The 18,481-nt window shown below is 45.7% G+C and carries 18 protein-coding genes and 1 tRNA gene; 11 read left to right on the forward strand and 8 right to left on the reverse strand.

Annotation, left to right across the window (positions count from 1 at the left end; all coding sequences use genetic code 11):
• Positions 1–108: 108 nt before the first annotated feature.
• The 5 genes from KNO79_RS06965 (at position 109) to KNO79_RS06985 (ending at position 4,978) form a co-directional block, all read left to right on the forward strand.
• Positions 109–420: a hypothetical protein gene (locus tag KNO79_RS06965; protein WP_012726238.1), complete on the forward strand. Its 312-nt coding sequence runs from the start codon at positions 109–111 to the stop codon at positions 418–420.
• Positions 421–460: 40 nt separating this feature from the next.
• The gene (locus tag KNO79_RS06970; protein WP_214690949.1) at positions 461–1,252 is read left to right on the forward strand and encodes a class I SAM-dependent methyltransferase; all 792 of its coding nucleotides are present in this window, start codon (positions 461–463) and stop codon (positions 1,250–1,252) included.
• A gap of 138 nt (positions 1,253–1,390) precedes the next feature.
• Positions 1,391–3,784, forward strand: coding sequence for an immune inhibitor A domain-containing protein (locus KNO79_RS06975; RefSeq protein ID WP_214690950.1), 2,394 nt, complete (start codon positions 1,391–1,393; stop codon positions 3,782–3,784).
• A gap of 107 nt (positions 3,785–3,891) precedes the next feature.
• A tRNA-Thr gene (locus KNO79_RS06980) sits at positions 3,892–3,962 on the forward strand.
• A gap of 320 nt (positions 3,963–4,282) precedes the next feature.
• Positions 4,283–4,978, forward strand: a complete 696-nt coding sequence (locus tag KNO79_RS06985; protein ID WP_078146857.1) for a queuosine precursor transporter — start codon at positions 4,283–4,285, stop codon at positions 4,976–4,978.
• Positions 4,979–5,016: 38 nt separating this feature from the next.
• Here the strand turns inward: KNO79_RS06985 and KNO79_RS06990 are convergent, their stop codons facing one another.
• Positions 5,017–5,265, reverse strand: coding sequence for a hypothetical protein (locus KNO79_RS06990; RefSeq protein ID WP_214690951.1), 249 nt, complete (start codon positions 5,263–5,265; stop codon positions 5,017–5,019).
• Positions 5,266–5,412: 147 nt separating this feature from the next.
• Between KNO79_RS06990 and KNO79_RS06995 the strand changes: the two genes are divergently transcribed.
• From KNO79_RS06995 to KNO79_RS07005, 3 genes are all read left to right on the forward strand, one after another.
• On the forward strand, positions 5,413–5,769 hold the full coding sequence (locus KNO79_RS06995) for a PilZ domain-containing protein (RefSeq protein ID WP_012726233.1): 357 nt from the start codon (positions 5,413–5,415) through the stop codon (positions 5,767–5,769).
• An 84-nt stretch (positions 5,770–5,853) separates the two neighbouring features.
• Complete coding sequence (locus tag KNO79_RS07000) at positions 5,854–6,495, forward strand: hypothetical protein (RefSeq protein ID WP_078146855.1); 642 nt, start codon at positions 5,854–5,856, stop codon at positions 6,493–6,495.
• Positions 6,496–6,558: 63 nt separating this feature from the next.
• The gene (locus tag KNO79_RS07005) at positions 6,559–6,831 is read left to right on the forward strand and encodes a hypothetical protein (RefSeq protein ID WP_074037074.1); all 273 of its coding nucleotides are present in this window, start codon (positions 6,559–6,561) and stop codon (positions 6,829–6,831) included.
• Positions 6,832–6,893: 62 nt separating this feature from the next.
• Here the strand turns inward: KNO79_RS07005 and KNO79_RS15635 are convergent, their stop codons facing one another.
• Positions 6,894–7,022, reverse strand: coding sequence for a hypothetical protein (locus KNO79_RS15635; RefSeq protein ID WP_255541905.1), 129 nt, complete (start codon positions 7,020–7,022; stop codon positions 6,894–6,896).
• Between the two features lie 60 nt (positions 7,023–7,082).
• Positions 7,083–9,746, reverse strand: coding sequence for a cation-transporting P-type ATPase (locus KNO79_RS07010; RefSeq protein WP_196430670.1), 2,664 nt, complete (start codon positions 9,744–9,746; stop codon positions 7,083–7,085).
• Positions 9,747–10,005: 259 nt separating this feature from the next.
• On the opposite strand from KNO79_RS07010, the gene KNO79_RS07015 reads away from it, so the two are divergent.
• Positions 10,006–11,040: a PTS sugar transporter subunit IIC gene (locus tag KNO79_RS07015; protein ID WP_214690952.1), complete on the forward strand. Its 1,035-nt coding sequence runs from the start codon at positions 10,006–10,008 to the stop codon at positions 11,038–11,040.
• A gap of 174 nt (positions 11,041–11,214) precedes the next feature.
• Here KNO79_RS07015 and KNO79_RS07020 read toward each other — a convergent pair whose 3' ends face one another.
• From KNO79_RS07020 to KNO79_RS07030, 3 genes are all read right to left on the reverse strand, one after another.
• A complete protein-coding gene (locus tag KNO79_RS07020) occupies positions 11,215–12,210 on the reverse strand; it encodes a Gfo/Idh/MocA family protein (protein ID WP_159562248.1) in 996 nt (331 codons plus the stop codon).
• A gap of 55 nt (positions 12,211–12,265) precedes the next feature.
• The gene (locus tag KNO79_RS07025; protein ID WP_214690953.1) at positions 12,266–12,754 is read right to left on the reverse strand and encodes a GNAT family N-acetyltransferase; all 489 of its coding nucleotides are present in this window, start codon (positions 12,752–12,754) and stop codon (positions 12,266–12,268) included.
• Between the two features lie 74 nt (positions 12,755–12,828).
• The gene (locus KNO79_RS07030; protein WP_374193972.1) at positions 12,829–13,263 is read right to left on the reverse strand and encodes an OsmC family protein; all 435 of its coding nucleotides are present in this window, start codon (positions 13,261–13,263) and stop codon (positions 12,829–12,831) included.
• An 85-nt stretch (positions 13,264–13,348) separates the two neighbouring features.
• On the opposite strand from KNO79_RS07030, the gene cls reads away from it, so the two are divergent.
• Positions 13,349–14,812 (forward strand): cardiolipin synthase, encoded by a 1,464-nt coding sequence (cls, locus tag KNO79_RS07035; RefSeq protein ID WP_031423806.1) that lies wholly within the window; start codon positions 13,349–13,351, stop codon positions 14,810–14,812.
• 41 nt (positions 14,813–14,853) lie between these two features.
• Here the strand turns inward: cls and KNO79_RS07040 are convergent, their stop codons facing one another.
• Positions 14,854–16,827: a methyl-accepting chemotaxis protein gene (locus tag KNO79_RS07040; protein WP_214690955.1), complete on the reverse strand. Its 1,974-nt coding sequence runs from the start codon at positions 16,825–16,827 to the stop codon at positions 14,854–14,856.
• A gap of 233 nt (positions 16,828–17,060) precedes the next feature.
• Between KNO79_RS07040 and KNO79_RS07045 the strand changes: the two genes are divergently transcribed.
• Positions 17,061–17,696 carry a peroxiredoxin-like family protein gene (locus tag KNO79_RS07045; protein WP_214690956.1) on the forward strand — a complete coding sequence of 212 codons (636 nt, stop codon included), beginning with the start codon at positions 17,061–17,063 and terminating at the stop codon, positions 17,694–17,696.
• Positions 17,697–17,744: 48 nt separating this feature from the next.
• Here the strand turns inward: KNO79_RS07045 and KNO79_RS07050 are convergent, their stop codons facing one another.
• Positions 17,745–18,275, reverse strand: a complete 531-nt coding sequence (locus tag KNO79_RS07050) for a GNAT family N-acetyltransferase (RefSeq protein WP_214690957.1) — start codon at positions 18,273–18,275, stop codon at positions 17,745–17,747.
• Positions 18,276–18,481: the final 206 nt, after the last annotated feature.

Consider the following 18,481-nt stretch of genomic DNA (forward strand, 5'->3'; position numbering starts at 1 on the left):
ACAGCCAAAATAAATGGAATATATTCCCGGTAGTTTCGTTTAACTAATTTTATGGTAAAGTAAACAGGAAGAGACCTTAGGGTTAAACCGCAAAAAGAGGTGAAACAGATGTTTACAGAACGTGATGGGATTAAATTACGATTGGAACAAATTGACAGATTATTAATCGATTTGAATCGCGAGGCAAAGCAATTGATGGCACGTCTCCGCGAATTAGATGCTTCTGGCGAAAATCCGCACGAAGTATCTCTGAAACCTGAAGAACGTGATACGTTGAAGTCGTCAATCGATGAAACGCTTGAAGCGCTTCAAAGCCGTTCAAAACGTCCGATGAACGTGAACGATGAGAAGAAGAAAGAACTCGCTTCTCATAAAGCACTTATCGATGAATTATCAGACTTACTCAGTAAGAAAAAATGAGACGCAACTGCGTCTCATTTTTTATGAAGGAGCCCGGATTATGTATATTGTCACTACTTGTTTGCGCCCTACAGATGATGTCTTGTCTCGAGCGCATACGCATGCCACAGAATACAAGATGAAATTTGTCGACCGACGCAAACTTTCCATTGATGAGTTGAAGAAACGTCATCAACAAGGTGTACTTATCTTTGATAAACGACGTGTCGAGTTCACACCTTTGCATAGTACAGAGCCGTTCTTTTTTCACCCATCGAGCTCCGTCTTTCGGGTAAAGCAACTGAGCCGAGGTGGATCAGATCCACTCATTAATGCCATGCAAGCAAATCCAGGTGATCATGTTCTAGATTGTACACTCGGACTCGGCTCGGACAGTATCGTCATGAGCCATGTCGTCGGTTCAACCGGTAAAGTAATTGGCCTTGAGAGTCAATTCATTACGGCACAGCTCGTCCGGGAAGGCATGTCCGTATGGGTCGAAAAAGATGAGCAGGTCAATGAGGCGATGCGACGCATTGAGGTCGTTCACTCCAACTCTCTCGACTATTTAAAATCGTGTGCGGAAAATTCGTTTGATTGTATTTACTTTGATCCGATGTTTGAAAAGACGATTTCAGAATCGGTTCATCTGAACCCACTTCGCACAATCGCCGACACCTCCCCTCTCACGCAAGAATTGATTACCGAAGCAACACGAGTAGCTATGAAACGAATTGTCTTGAAGGCGCATTTTGAGAGCGATACCTTTGAACGGTACGGTTTCACTCACATAAAACGTAAAACGTCGAAGTTCCATTACGGATATATCGACCTAGAGTCTAAGTCTATTTAGTCAAATTGAACTAAATAGGTCTTTAGACTCCTTTTTTGTTTATTATTTTCTGAATATTGACATTAATCAGACACAAAGAGTACATTTACAACAAGCTCACACATTTTCCCATTATTTTTTAACAGGAGGTTCACACAAATGAAAAAACGTTCCATCCGTCGAACGACACTCGCGGCTCTCATGACATCTGCCATGACAGTCAGTATCGTTCCGGCAGCTGGTGCTGCACCCCTCTCGGTTGCACCATCGGTTCCGACAACGAGCGAGCTCGCTCCGTTCGACCACAACATCATCGATGAAGAGCGTCTCGCGAAAGCTCTCGAGAAACGTGGCGTCATCAAAAAAGGATTGTCCGCATCTGAACGCATGAAAGCAGTCGATGCGTATATCGCGAAAAAGCAAGGTGAAGCGAAAGATCCACATAAGCACGACGACAAAGTGAACGAGAAGGCTTCGAAAGCAAAAGAGAAGATACATACTCAATTCGAAAAGGAATCAAAACGAATTCTTGATAAAGCGAAAAAAGGGCAAGGGAATTACCGTAAAGGGAAACCGAACGGTCAAGTAAAAGTATCTCCTGCCCAGCAATCTGCATACAACGGTTCGGTACGTGAAGATAAAGTCCTCGTTCTCCTCGTCGAGTACAGCGACTTCAAACACAATAACATCATCCAAGAGCCGGGCTATATGTACAGCGATAACTTCAGTAAAGAACATTACGAAAAGTATATGTTCGGTGATCAACAATTTGAACTCTTTAACGGTGAAAAGGTCCAAACGTTCAAACAATACTATGAAGAACAATCAGGCGGAAGTTATACGGTCGATGGTGAGGTTTCGGAGTGGTTGACCGTTCCGGGAACCGCGAAAGACTATGGAGCTGACAAAGGTGATGGCGGACATGATAACGTCGGACCGGGACCTCGTCAACTCGTCAAAGATGCGTTGAATGCTGCGGTCGCATCTGGAATCGATTTGAAAGAACATGATCAATACGACCTTTACGATTTGGATGGAGACGGTGACTTCAATGAGCCGGACGGTCTCGTTGACCACTTGATGATCATCCACGCTGGGACTGGTCAAGAAGCAGGTGGCGGTGCGCTCGGTGACGATGCGGTATGGTCACATCGCTGGGTTCTTGATGGTGTTTATCCAGTAGCCAACACAGAAGCTGCAGTTCCTTACTGGGGCGGGAAAATGGCTGCATATGATTACACGATTCAACCTGAAGATGGTGCGGTCGGCGTTTTCGCACACGAGTTCGGACATGACCTCGGTCTTCCAGATGAGTACGATACGCAGTACACAGGTCAAGGCGAACCGGTACAATCATGGTCGATCATGAGTGGCGGTAGCTGGGCTGGTAAAGTGGCTGGTACGGAGCCAACAAGCTTCTCACCACAAAACAAAGAGTACTTCCAAAAAATCATGGGTGGAAACTGGGCAAACATCACAGAAGTCGACCTTGAAGACATCAACTCTCAAGGGTTCGTCGCACAACTCGACCAATCTGTGACGAAATCAAACAATCCAGGCATTGTCAAAGTCAACCTTCCTGATAAGAAGATTAAAGGAATCGAACCAGCTTATGGCGATCGCTACTATTACTCGACAAAAGGTGACGACATCCATACTGAGATGGCAACACCAGCTGTGAAACTTGGAGCGGACGGAGTCCTCGCATTCGATTCATTCTATGAAGTCGAATCGGACTATGATTACTTGTACATCAAAGCCCTCAGCGGTGGTCAAGAAGTCGTTCTCGATGTATTCGGTGACGACGTCAACGGTGCAAACGAAGCGGGCTACCCTGCTGAGACGACGAACGGTGCATGGGTCAACAAATCATACGACCTCTCACAATTCGCTGGACAAGATGTTCAAATCGTCTTTGAATACGTGACAGACGGCGGTGTCGCCATGAAAGGCTTCGCAGTCGACAACTTGTCAATCAAATCAGAATCAGCAACACTCTTCGCAGATGATGCGGAAGGCGCTGAAGCCGTGACGCTTGATGGATTCGTCTCTTCAGACGGATACGATTCAAAACCACACTATTACTACCTTGAATGGCGTAACCACGCTGGGTCGGATATGGGTCTTCTCAACGGCCGCGGCGTGAAATACAACACAGGTCTCGTCGTGTGGTACGGTGATGACTCGTACACAGACAACTGGGTCGGTGTCCACCCTGGTGAAGGGTTCCTCGGTGTCGTCGATTCACATCCTGAAGCGCTCATCGGTAACTTGAACGGTCAACAGACAGTCGCAGGTAGTACACGTTACCAAATTGCTGATGCGGCGTTCAGTCTCGATAAGACGCTCGCTTGGTATATTGATTCACCGAGTCGTGGCGTGTACGATTACAAAGCACTGCCTGGCGTGAAGCAGTTCAATGATGCAAACTCTTACATCAACTCGCTCATTCCAGATGCAGGACGCAAACTTCCGCAATACGGTCTCGTCATTGACGTAGTCGGTGAAGCGAAAGACAACTCTGCAGGTGCCGTTTGGATCCGTACAAAATAAACATGTAACATTCGACCTCCAGTCTTCCTTTATCGAAGATTGGAGGTCTTATTATTCTAAAAAAGCTTGAAAACGACGAATAATCTGTGTAACATAGTTGGTGTAACGCCTCTGTAGGTTAGTGGCAGACCTCAGCAATGGTAATGCTGCAGCACGAGTTCGATTCTCGTCGGAGGCATCAGAAATATCGCTTAACGAAGCGGTTTAGAGCACTTCCTGTTTATGACAGGAGGTGCTTTCTTTTTGGTGTGGCACAGAAATGGCACAGTTTTCGTTTTTTTCATGTCTCGACCTACGATTTGTAGAATCGTTTTTTATTTTGTCGAACGATTGCACTTAACAGGGAGTTTCCCAAGCACTTTTAATATAGAAGAAGGTTTTATAATTTTTCGGTGTTTACCTGAGTGGACCCTCCCCCCTTTCCTTGACATCATTTCCGTTCCTCTATAAACTTGAAAAGTTGAAATCATTGAATAGTTAGAGGAAGGAGCATGATTCATGCTAAACGAATGGTTATGGATTCCTTCTGCCATCCTTACACTCGGACTACTCGTCCTCAGTTACAAGTTATTCGGACGAGTCGGCTTATATGCTTGGATTGCGATGGCTTCAGTCGTTGCAAACATCCAAGTCACGCAACAGATTGTAATTGGCGGATACATTTTCACGCTCGGTAACATCGTTTACGGTTCGCTCTACTTGGCAACCGATATTTTGAACGAAAAACATGGGCGAGCGGCTGCCCGTAAAGGCGTATGGCTCGGATTTTTCATCTTGATCGTCTCAACGGTACTCATGCAATACGCACTGTTATATGAGCCGTTTGAAGAGGCACTGTTCATGCACGAAAGCTTCGAGGCACTCTTCTCGATGCTGCCATTGATCACACTCGGTAGCCTTGCTGCCTATTTGGTCTCTCAATTGTTCGATGTCTTCGTCTATTCGAAGATTCGCGCAAAAACTGGCGAGAAGAAGCTTTGGCTTCGTACGACAGGTTCGACCGTCTTATCTCAACTGATTGATACGTTCACGTTCTGCATCATCGCATTTTGGGGAATGGAATGGGACATTTGGTGGAATATCTTTATCACGACATACGTGGCGAAGTTTGTGATCGCGTGGATGGCGACACCGTTTATGTATTACGCAAAACGAACAAATCCACAAGACGAAACCGAACAGGATGCAGCATAAAGAAAAGCCGTAACTTCAACATGAAGTTACGGCTTTTCTTATAGTCGTTCAATCTGGATACGCACAGCATACGGACGAGCTTCTTCAATCGACGCCGACTCTCGACAGACGGTAATCGCTTTGAATGCATCAATCGCAACCGCCTCGATGGTATGATCGTTCGTTTCGACTTCAAGAATGGTATAAGCAGGTAAGCGCTCGAGTTTAACCCACTCCCCGTTACGTTTTTTTTCATAGATGACTGGTGTTTGAATCGAGTAACGTCGGAGTAAATCATGTACATTCATCTGATCTCCTCCCTATTCAAATCGTACAATCATTATAGAAAACGCTTTCACATTTGTAAAGCGAGTACACTATAATTTTATACAATCTTCCACTTCATTTTAAATTCAATTTTGCCGATAAAAGAAGTAAAGAAATGGGGTGAATTGATGCGTTATCGCCGACAGGAGACGTTCCGCTATATCCTACCGAATCCCCGTACCATCCCTTATCGACTTGTATGGGAAGAAAAAGAACTCTATGATGGGGAAGGATTGCTTCTCAATGTAAGTTCTCATGGATTAAAATTGCGATCGGACTACCTCTTCCCGCTCTCTGATGATTTACAGGTCCATTTTCTTTTCGACCTCGTTCCGACGCTTCAACCGATCGAACTCATGGGACATGTCAGACACCGTGGCCAAACAGGCTCGCTGTATGATTATGGGATCATGCTTGATGTGAAGGCTGACGAAACTCAGCAACTCGTCACGATGATTAAAACGTATGCACGTGAAAATAAATGAGAACATGCGTCAGGCATCTTCTCATTTTTTCGTGTCTCCAAAAGAGGGTATACTACAACTATCAACCATTGACGAGGTGTTCGTATGACAAGAAAATTCTTATTGATTCCTTGGGGACTGGCAATTGCATTCGCCGTCATCGGTCCAAATGTCCCGTTCGACGGACGCTTTCTTCTCGATTTTGTGACTTATAATACCGAGGCGTACGAAGGCTATTCTCTATCACTCTTTAGTATCTTAGGGGTGTTTCCCCTGGCGATGTTTCCACTTCTTTGGTCAGAAGTGAATCAGCTCAAACCGAATCCACTCATCGCCGCTGTCACCAGTTTTTTCGTTGGGGGATTTCTACTCGCTCCTTATTTAGCTTTTGCGAGACAGTCACCTTATCCGACGCCGGTCAAACCACTGCCGACCCGCATCCTCGGCGTTGTGCTTTTACTGGTGACAATCGGGTTGTTCATCGCTGCAGCCAATACCGGAAATGTTGCAGAATACTGGTCATATGTGGAGAACAATCAATTTGTTCGAACAATGACCGTTGATTTCTTTTTGTTGGCATTCATTCAAATCACGTTAATGAATCGGGACGCGAAACGCTATAAAATGAGTTTATGGCCGCTCCCTTACATCCCGTTGTTCGGTCTCATTTTTTGGCTCATGATTCGTCATCAAAAACCGTTCAATGAAGCACCTCCAAAGCGTGAACGGGCTGAAATGAAACATTGAGCACCCATTTTTCATCAAAAACGGCTATACTAGAAATTAGTTTTTAATGAAGGAGACCATCACATGCGTTATTTCCAAGTCACTTCTTACGTGACTGTCAAGAATGAAGAACTCGAATTCAATGAATATGTAAAAGTTCCAAACCAAAAAGTCGATCAATTTTTGAAAGACACATTGGAACTAGATTTATACGATGACCAAGTGACATTGCGCGAATGTGTTGTCGAAAAAGGGAAATGGGAATGCCCAGTCGGTGATTTTGTCATCACGGAGCATATGAACGAGAAGACATTCAATCGGCTACAAAACAGCCGCTCTGTAAAGTCAACATCATAAACCAACTCAAAAAGATCCTGCTAGCTCATTGTGCTAGCAGGATCTTTTGACTGTTACACGATTTATTCGTTAGATTCTTCCTCTGGATCAGGGTCAGGATGCTGTGTCGGAGCCGGTTTTTTCGCCGGATCCGACTCGTCATCCGGTAGCGGATCCGGGTGAACCCCTGGTTGTGATTCGTCACGCTTCATCGTATCCCTCCTTCATGTTTACTCCACTTGTTTATCCTTTTTTCACATGAATGAAACGTATCAGTGTATATTCCGGTTGCCGATGACACGTCTGGAGATCGCCTTTTCAATTTCAACGATGATAAAGACGACGGCACCAAATGCCACAGGATAAATCCAATCTTCCCACGTTAATGGAGCGGTACCGAATAACGTATGCATAAACGGTACGTACGTGATGAACAATTGTAGGGCAATGAGTAAAGCTGATACGAGAAACGCAATCTTATTGTCAAAGAAATGACGGTTGAATGCTGGTGCCAACTCCGTACGACAGTTATACAAGTGGAAGAGCTGGGCCATGACGATGGCATTCAAGGTGATGGTTTGTAATTTCTCGGTCGAGTAGTCGAAATCCCCCAGCATATAGTTGATCCATAAACTACCGCCCCCGATAATAATTGAAACGAAGGTGACGCGGAAAATATAGTATCGGCTGAGTAGCGGCACATTGGCCGGACGTGGCGGTCGTTTCATCGTACTCTCTTCGAGTGGTTCGAAAGCGATTGCTAAAGAGAGAGTAATCGCGACAACCATGTTGACCCATAAAATCTGCACAGGACTGAGCGGTGCAGCCGCTCCGAGCAAGATACTCATTGCCACAAGCAACGCTTGACCTCCGTTTGTCGGAAGCAAGAAGAGAATGGTTTTCTTCAGGTTATCGTACACCCGTCGTCCTTCTCGTACGGCGTTATAGATCGTTTTGAAGTTGTCATCGACAAGAACCATCTGAGATGCTTCTTTCGCTACTTCCGTCCCTTTAATCCCCATTGCCACACCAATGTCAGCACGTTTTAAGGCAGGTGCGTCGTTCACACCATCTCCTGTCATCGATGTAATCAGACCGTTCTCTTGCAATCCTTTGACGAGACGAAGCTTGTCGTTAGGGCTGGTCCGTGCGAATACATCGTTATGAACGGAAGCCTCTTTGATTTCTTCATCTGTCATATCTGTCAATTCACGACCTTCGAGGGCGCCTTCCACTTCCATGCCCAGTTCTTTTGCAATCGCGACAGCGGTATCTTTATGATCACCCGTGATCATTTTAATTCGGATTCCAGCATCACGACACGCGGCAACCGCATCGATGGCCTCTTGTCGAGGTGGGTCGACGATTCCAAATAAGCCGAGGAAAGTCAGACCATCTTCAACATCCTCATGGTCGATTGACGCTTTTGAACTGTCGACACGTTTTAGACCAGCACCGAGAACGCGTTGACCGCGGTCGGCAATCTCTTTTCGTTTTTCATCCCAATAGTCTTGTTTAAAGTCTTCAGACGACGCCATATCAAAGAGTCGGTCCGGCGCCCCTTTGACAAAAATCATTCGCTCCCCTTTGTAATCGACGAGCGTCGCCATGTATTTATATTCAGAATCGAACGGAATCTTCGAGATAACTTTTAAACGTTCAATTGGGCGTTCAGCTTTCTCAGCGACCGTCAACAGACAAGCCTCTGTCGGATCGCCGTTGATGACCCAGTCGCCGTCTTCTTCATTCAATTGCGAATCGTTACACGTCTTCCCGACGGTTAACAGGTCAATCATGGATTCATCATCATCCAAGTCAAACGGTTGACCATTCAATTCGAGATCTCCATTCGGAGCATATCCGCTACCCGAGACTTCGATATCATGGTTCGCTGTCACGATTTGTTTGACCGTCATCTCATTCTTCGTCAACGTACCCGTCTTATCCGTACAAATGACAGATACAGCACCAAGCGTTTCGACAGATGGTAAACTTCGAACAATCGCTTTTTGTTCAGCCATATTCCGGACACCGAGTGCCAAAATGATAGAGATGACGGCAGGCAACCCTTCAGGAATCGCCGCAACGGCAAGACCGATTGTCGTCAGCATCAATTCGACCGGCTCATAATCTCGTAAAAAGTAACCGAACGCATAAATCACGACGGAGATGATTAAGATGGCGATGGAAACCGTTTGACCAAACTTTGTTGTTTGACGAATCAGAGGGGTTTTGACGGTCTGGACTTCTGAGATTGAAGCGTTGATTTGACCGAGTTCCGTACCTTCACCGATGGCCGTCACGATGGCTTTGGCACTTCCCGTTGCGACACTTGTGCCCGAGTACACCATGTTTTTTCGGTCAGCCAACACCGCGTCTTCTTTCACGACGTCCGATTTTTTCTCGACAGTCGTCGCTTCTCCGGTTAACGCCGATTCCTCAACCTTAAATTTTTCAGCTTGAACGACACGGGCATCGGCCGGCACTTTATCTCCGGCAGCAAGTACAAGGACATCCCCCACGACCAGGTCACTTGAATCAATCTCAGATTGCTTGCCGTTTCGAACGATGGTCGCCTTTGTTTCTAATAATTTTTTGATTCCTTCGAGCGCTTCTTCTGCCTTATTTTCTTGAAGGTATCCGACGACGCCGATAATCGTGACGACTAAAACGATGACGATCGTATCGATGTACTCCCCTAAGAATCCTGTGACGACGGCAGCCGCTAATAAGACGTACACGAGAACATCATTGAATTGTCTTAGAAATTTTATAATTTCAGGGGTTTTCTCTTTCTCCGGCAATACGTTTTTGCCGAATTCGTCTTGACGACTTGTGACACTTTCTGTTGTAAGACCTGATTCAAGATCAGTCTCCACATGGGTTCGCACCTCATCTACTTCGAGCGCATGCCACGGTCTGTCTTCGTTCTGCATGATTCATCCTCCTCGACCAATACTTTTTGAAAAGTCTTTCCCCTATCTGTTCCCAATCTCATGCGGCTCGACACGTGCAAACTTGTAGAATTGATGTCATTTTTCAAAGAAAACGCTTTCTTGATTTGGAATTTCTAATTGTAACCGGTATCATTGTTCAATTTTAATTTTTCTTTTGAATATGGCTTTACAGAAGTCTTTCTATGCATGAATATAGAATAAATTATGAATAAATAGAGATAGAAAGAAGGAAGAGTTTATGGTCATTATTCAAGGAATCGCACTTTTACTGCTCATCCTCGCCTTGTTCACATTATTTAGTTATAAGGCGCCTTTTGGAATGAAGGCGATGGGAGCATTGGCCGGTGCTGCAATCGCGAGTTTCCTCGTCGAAGCGTTCAACGCGTATGCAATCGGCGGATTGCTGCCACTTCCTCTTTATGAAGAAGTAGGTCAAGCGGCTGGCGCTTTGTCAGGTCCTGCCGCTGCGGCTCTTGTCGCCATCGCACTTGGAATCAACCCCGTCTATAGTTTGATGATCGGGTTGTCTGTATCGGGATTCGGAATCCTTCCTGGCTTTTTTGCAGGATATCTTTTGGCTTTGGCTGGCACTCGAATCAATCGCTATCTGCCGACCGGCGTCGATATGATTTTTTACGTCATCGTGATGGCACCGCTCGCCCGTCTCGTCGCGACAGGGGTAGACCCACTCGTGACAAACACACTTGAACAGATTGGAGCTGTCATCGAACTGGCAGCAACACAAAATCCGGTCGTCATGGGTCTCGTCTTAGGAGGAATTGTCACGGTCGTATCAACGTCGCCTCTCAGTTCGATGGCCTTGACGGCGATGCTTGGTTTGACAGGTGTACCGATGGCAATTGCCGCGCTTGCGTTGACTGCGTCCATCTCAATGAATTACTTGTTATTCCGTCAATTGAAAATCGGAACAAAGAAAGATCAGCTTTCTGTCGCCATCGAACCGTTGACGCAAGCTGACCTCATTTCCGCTAACCCAATTCCAATTTACAGTGTCAACTTTGTCGGTGGAGCCATCGCCGGGTTGATTGTCGCCATGACCGGTATGATCAACGATGCACCGGGTTCGGCAGCCGGGATTCCGGGACTTCTTGTCATGTATGGTTTCAACGATTGGCAAACAGTCACCTTCACAGCCGTTGTACTGTTCATCCTCGGAATCGGTTTTGGCTTGATCGGAAGTCGTTTGTTCAAAAATTTCCCGATTGTCCGTCATACGGAAAAAGTCGAATCGACAGAAAAAGATGCAGCCTAATCAAAAAATCGATGCACGTTCGAACAAAATGTTCGGCGGCATCGATTTTTCATTTTCACACGTGGGATTATCCTTACAATTCAAAAGCATCAATCGGTTCACAAAGAAATCATCGCACGTTCTTTTCAATTGTGAATTTGATTGTCGAAATTAGCGATTCCATACAAATCCATGTCAATTTACTGAAATGACTCTACCCGCATCACTAGATTGACGAGCAAGTTCAATCAAGTAGGTTGTCAATGTTGCATCTTTTAATGAAACGACGGGTTTCCGTACCTCATAACTATAAGCTAACTGTTGATAATACGCCAAATAGCTACCTTTCTCGATTTGAATGGACGAAACCTCTTCTTTGGATAATACACCAGTCTCTATAAGATCACTTTCTAACTTCCCTTGCTTCAGAGCCTCTTCTTGAGGATCAAGTCCATATTTCAAGAAACTTCCTTGCGTGCCGTGCACTTCAAACCGAGGTGTTTCTCCAGCGATGAACGGGTTCGAACGAAGGTATATTCGCTTTTCACCATAATAGAATGTCAGATGGAACCCATCATCGGATTGTCCGCCATCTCGTTGAATCATCACATCTGCTTGAATACGATCTGGCTTTCCAAACAAGGCGAGAGTCTGATCAATCAGATGACTTCCTAAGTCGAATAAAATACCTGAACCTGGTCCTGCATTTTCACGCCACCGATCACGTACATTCGGACGGAAACGATCAAATCGAGATTCAACCACCTTCCAGTCCCCTAACTCGTTCGAGTCAAGTAACGACTTAACCGTCAAGAAGTCTCCGTCATAACGACGGTTTTGATAAACGTTGACGACGCCTTTCGATTTCGCTTCAAGTTCAATCAACTCATATCCTTCTTTCGTTGTCAGGAATGCTGGTTTTTCAACGAGCACATCTTTTCCTGCCTCAAGACATGCGACAATCATCTCTTTATGTAAATGCGATGGTGTCGTGATGACATATAGAGAAGCATCCGATTGAAGCGCTTCCTCTAATGTCGCATATACCGTGGCACCAGGTAATTCAGCCTGCACTTCTTCAGGGCGCGAAGACACGACGCCACTCACTTCAAATGAGTCAATGGCCTTTAAGAACGGCAAATGGAACGTGTTCGCCGAGAATCCGAATCCTACCAACATGGTTTTAATCATATAAAACCCTCCTTTTCGCTTTTGTTATTATATCAAAAAAAGGGTCTAATGACCCTTATGCACTCATGCTCTCATCCAATCTGTATTCGAACGTATTGTACCCGTTTCGTGAATCGACAAAGACGAAACCGAAACGTGGATAATAATCATTTAGAAATTCATTGTCAGCGACACAATCAAGACGAATTGGTTCATCTTCATCGGCTTCCTCTAAGACATGCTCCATGAGTTGCTGTCCGACGCCCTGCCCTTTTAGTTTTTCGCTGACGACGATTCGATGGATATATTGTCCACGTTCACTGTCGTCCCATAAGTGATCATCCCACTCATCTGGAGGTAACAATGCGATTGAAGCTAAAATTTGTTGGTCATCTTCAAAGACATATACACTGCCTTCAGCAATGTCAGTGCGCACACGCTTTACGAGGTCCTGTTCCAAATATTCGGTCCATTGGTCGCTTCCTTGTTCATTTAGCGCTACGGCTCGTTGTTCGATTAGGTTCGCGATGTGTTTAGCATCGCGCTTCGTCGCGAGTCGAATCATAACGTCCTCCTTTAGTTATACAGTATTTGAAATACAAATATAACGGAGAACAATATGCCTTTCAACCATCTTGCTCACTCGTGAAAATCAAACGGAGTGACGTCTCCATCGTTCAATTGATAACTATACGTCAACGTCGCATTGAGGCTATGCGATACAGAACAATAACGCTCAACGGACAATTCGATGGCACGCCGAACTCGTTCTTCCGATAACTCGCCTTTCAGGATATACAAGATGTGAATGGCTGTAAAGCGTTTCGGGTGATCGGTCGACCGCACCCCATCGATTTTCATTTCGAATGCTTCAATTGGCTGGCGCATCTTATGCAGAATCGACACGATATCGATTCCTGTACAGGATGCGGTCGCGTGAAGCAACATTTCTGTCGGACGAGGTCCTGTATCGAGCCCACCGACATCATCCGCCGCATCAAGGATCACCGTGTGACCTGATGGCGTATGTGTTTCAAACGCCATTCCTTTTTTCCATACGACTTCCATGTTCATCATCTTCTCCCCCTATTTCATTTGATAGCATCCTATTCCCTCATTTGATGTATGATTAAGCTATGAATCGATTATAAAGGGGTGTATGTCGTTGGATTGGTCTATGATTTTCAGTTGGGGACTTTATATCGTCCTCGGGTTAAACATGTTGTTCGCACTCGCCGTCATCTTCGCCGAAAGACGTGACGTTGGCGCGACCTGGGCCTGGCTGCTTGTCCTGTTTTTCTTACCAGTGCTCGGCTTTATCGTTTATCTCTTCCTAGGGCGACAACTTAAGAAGGATAACTTCTATAATTTAAGTGTAGAAGAACGTTCCTTCCATTCGCTTCAAGTCGAAGCGCAACTTGAACAAATTCATACGCGCCAAACCCAGCTCGCGCAGCCGCTGTTTGAAAAGTATGACCAACTGCTTCAAATGAACTTACGATCTTCTAAATCGTTGATCAGTGTACATAACCGTTCCCTCATCTTGCACGACGGCGAACAAAAGTTCAAAGCGCTGATGGATGACATTCGCTCGGCCGAAACGGAAATCAATATTCAATATTACATCATCCAGCGTGATGCTCTCGGTCAGGCACTGTTGAAAGAGTTGATCGAGCGTGCGAAAGCCGGTGTCAAAGTTCGACTCCTCTACGATGCGGTCGGCTCACGTAGTCTTCGGAACTCGGACTTTAAAGAGTTGATTGCGAACGATGGCGAGGTGCGTGTCTTCTTCCCACCGACACTCGGAATCATCAACTTCAAGTTGAACAACCGAAATCACCGAAAGGTCGTCATCATCGATGGGAAAATCGGCTATGTCGGTGGATTCAATGTCGGTACCGAGTATTTAGGTTTAGTCGAAAAATTTGGCTATTGGCGTGACACGCACCTGCGTGTCGAAGGAGATGTCGTTTACAATTTACAACACCGATTCATATTGGACTGGAATTATTCTGGTCACCGTAAACATGATCCTGAAAATGCCTTCTGCTTTGCGCGACATGACATTAAAGAAAATTCTCCGATGCAAATCGTCACGAGTGGACCAAACTCGGATACGGAACATTTGAAGAATATGATGATCAAGATGATCATGTCCGCCAAACGACGGGTCGTCATTCAAACGCCATACTTCATTCCAGACACAAGCTTTATGGACGCTTGCAAAATGGCACTCCATTCTGGCGTTCAGATGGATATCATGATCCCTGGAAAACCGGACCATCCATTCGTCATGTGGGCGTCCCTCTCGTTCCTTGGGGAACTCCTCGACTACGGGGCAAACGTCTATCTGTATGATGAAGGGTTTCTCCACGCGAAGACGCTCGTCGTCGATGATGAGATTGCGACTGTCGGGACGACAAATTTGGACGCCCGAAGCTTCCGTCTCAATTTTGAAGTGAACGCACTCATCTATGATGAGCGGGTCGCCCTCGAACTCGTTTCTTTATTTGAGACCGATACGGCGGTCAGTCGCACTTATACAGTGGAAGATTATGAATCCCGTAAATGGACGGTACGCGCCCGTGAAGGCGTGTCACGCCTTCTTAGTCCGATCCTATAAAAAAACATGAGGCAGAGCGCTCCGCTCTGCCTCATTGTCGTTTACAGTTTGAACCGCGAGACGAGGTCTTGTAACTCCTCGGCCATGGTCGCGAGTGCTTTTGCTGACTGTGATACTTCTTCAATCGATCTCAATTGATCATCGGTCGTCGCCGCCACTTGCTTCGAGACGCTCGAATTCTCATCGGCGATGTCGGCGATTTGTGATGCCGTCGCTGCCACTTCCTGAACGTTCGCCGCAATCTCCTCGACGGTTGCGGTCACGTCTTCAATCCGTGGTGTCATCGCCACTGTCCGCTCCTTGATTTTCTCGAATCGGTCTGCTGTCATCTCAGATGACGCCAACCCGGCTTTCGTATGAGTAGATACTTCCTGCATCAACTGTACAGACTGTTCCGTCTCATGCTTGATTCGATCAATCAACGCCGCAATTTGTTTCGTCGACTGCTGTGACTGTTCTGCGAGTTTACGCACCTCGCTCGCAACGACCGCGAATCCTTTGCCGTTCTCACCCGCACGTGCCGCTTCAATGGCAGCGTTCAAGGCTAACAGGTTCGTCTGTTCAGCGATTCCATTGATGACCGTGACGATTTCTCCAATTTCGTTTGAGCGATGTGCCAATGAGTGAATGACACCCTCGAATGTCACGACAGACGCATCGATTGCCTGCATCTGCTTCACGTTCTCTTTCACGGTCGTCGAACCGTCTTCCGCCTCATTCGAGGTTTCGCGTGAAAGTTCAGAAACGTCCATTGAACTCTCTGAGATTCGCATGATGCCCGATGTGATCGCTTGAAGAGATGTCGCATTGTCGTCGAGTTGTCGCTTCGAGCCATCGGCACTGACTGCCATTTGATCAACTGCACGGGCAATCTGTTCTGATGAGGCGGTATTGTGTGCCGAGTTGGCCATCAATTCTTGAGACGAGGCGGCAACTTGACTGATTGAATCATCGAGACGGAGTAACACTAGGCGAAGTGAATCGCTCATTTCATTAAAACTCTCTGAGACAAGCCCGATTTCGTCGTTCGATAAGACGGTAATCGGCTCCGTCAAATCTCCTGATTTGATTCGTTCTGCTCCTTCTGTCAATAAACGCAACGGACGCAAGATTGAACGGAGAACGAAGTAGAGAAGAATGGCTGCAATCCCGAACATTCCGATGATGACGAATCCAGTCGTCCAAAGAATGCCGACCGTCTCGTCTTGAATCTCACCGTCATATAACGTACCGGCAATCTTCCATCCGGTGATTGGGTTCGTCACGAATGCTTTCTCCACACCTTCCCCATTCTCCGATACAGACAGAGTCCCTTCTTCCTTGGCAAAGAGCGAATCTGTCCAAGATTCATCAATCTTTTCACCGACAGCCGTCGACGGATGAATGACGACTTGTTCTGCCTGGTCGAAGATGGCAACGTATCCTTCTTTCCCGATTTGAATGGTGGATGCCACTTCAGCGATATCGTTCACATCGACGTCAACGGCGACCACACCACTACCGTCTGAAGTCTTCTTCGAAACCGTGATCATCATTTTTTGAGAGGCGGCATCGACGTACGGATTCGTGATGGCAACATCTTGTCCACTTGCTTCAGCCGCTTCATACCATGGACGAGTGCGTGGGTCATATCCTTCTGGCAATTCCTGCTCAGGATAGATCGTCATCGCACCTTCTGCTGAAGCGAAGTAGATGTTCGTCACTTTTGGATGTGTCTCTAAATACTCAGTAAACTTCTCTGCTAACGCTTGATTCGCTTCTCCCTCTTCATAAATGGAACTATCAATCCGATTCGCAAAAAACGAGATGTCCGTTTGAATCGGTTCGATGAGGTTCGTGACCTCATTGTTCATCCGGTCTACCCCCGAATTGGCGGACTGGATCATTTGAGACTCGATTTTACCTTTCGCCTGCGAATAGGCGACGATTCCAATCAATGTGGCTGGAATAATCAATAATAGAACGGATAAGACAATCAATTTTTGCTTGATACTAATCGTGCGCTTCTGTTTCATAAAACATCTCCTAACCCGAATAAAATGTTCAAGCGAGTTCGATGAGTCGAATCCCCCTTGGGTTATTCATCATATCGGTCAAAAGTCATTAAATCTGAAGAATTGATTGAATTATTCGAAAATTATTTTTCGCAAACTGAAATGGAGTTTCACCGTTGTGTTCGATTGAACAAATCATACTATTCGTATTTAGTTAAAATTTGAGTTACCATATCGGAAAAGGGGGTCAAATGATGAATTCATTATTGGAAGAAATCAAATCCTATAAAGATCAGTTCAAACAAAATGCACCTGCCGAGAAGCAACGATTGATGGCTCAGGCGACACAAGAATTGAGAGACTCCGGAATTGCGTCAGGGTTAACAGTCGGGGATCAAGCGCCGATGTTTGAATTGCCTCATGCGGATGGGACAGCAGTCGATTTGAAAACACTGCTTGAAAATGGACCTGTCATCGTCACATTTTACCGTGGTGGATGGTGTCCATATTGTAACCTCGAACTCCGCGCTTACCAGCGCGAATTGGCAATGATTCAAGAAAAAGGAGCGACTCTTGTCGCCATCAGTCCTGAGACGCCGGATTATTCCCTTTCGACGAAAGAGAAGAACGAACTTGATTTTTACGTGCTGAGTGATGTCGGCAATAATGTCGCACGTCAATTCGATCTCGTGTTTGACATGCCGGATTACTTGATTGACATTTATAAAGCATCTGGACTAAATGTCGATGCACATAACGGGAACGAAGATTGGCAGTTGCCGAAACCGGCCACGTTCATCATCCAATCCGATGGAACGATTTCTTTCAGTGATGTGCCTGCTGACTATACAGAACGTGTCGAGCCGAAAACGGTTATTGAAAAACTGTAAAAAAAGGAGATGACGCACGTCATCTCCTTTTCTATTCACTTATTTCGTTTATTGTCTTACAAACTCCTCGTGCAACATCGCGTACAACATGCTATCGGTCCATTCATTCTTATTCCAATAGTCTTGCAAGAAATGAGCTTCTTTTCTCATTCCAACCCGTTCACATAAATTCTGGGAAGCTACATTTCTGGCGTCGAGATTAGCTTGTACCCGATGTAGATTGAGCTTCGCAAACAACTCCCTTAGCAATCCGCTCACTGCCTCCGTTGCATATCCTTTTCCTGAGTGTGAATCAGAAAAACAATACCCGATCTCTACCGTATCTTTCATACCCGTGTACCAAACCGTGAGATCCCCAATTACTTCATCTTGATGTACGACTGCTAAATTCAACGTACTAGTCTCGGTAAGAGTAGAATTCGTTAGTTTTTTACCAAATTCTTTCTTCATGTTTTCAGACGTCCATGGCTCATGCAAAAGATATCTGCATATTTCTGGTTTTCTATACATTTTGAATGTAGCTTCCAAATCTTTCTCCATAAATGGTCTGATTTCTAAACGCTCAGTGGTAAATTTCACGTCGACTCCTCCCATACAGATAATAGTAATCACAATATGAAACTCTCCACCGGTTCACGACCTATGTGGAAGTGATAAATCGCTCAACTCGCTTGAGAAGTGTTTCAAGTAGCCGAAGTGACTGGTATGTGTTACCTGTGTACTCGAGACTATGATTCATCTGCTAAACAATCTCGAGTTCAGTCAATGCTAGTTGTTCGAAATGC

Origin of the sequence: Exiguobacterium sp. s43 (assembly GCF_018617255.1) — a bacterium.
Lineage (GTDB): Bacteria > Bacillota > Bacilli > Exiguobacteriales > Exiguobacteriaceae > Exiguobacterium > Exiguobacterium profundum.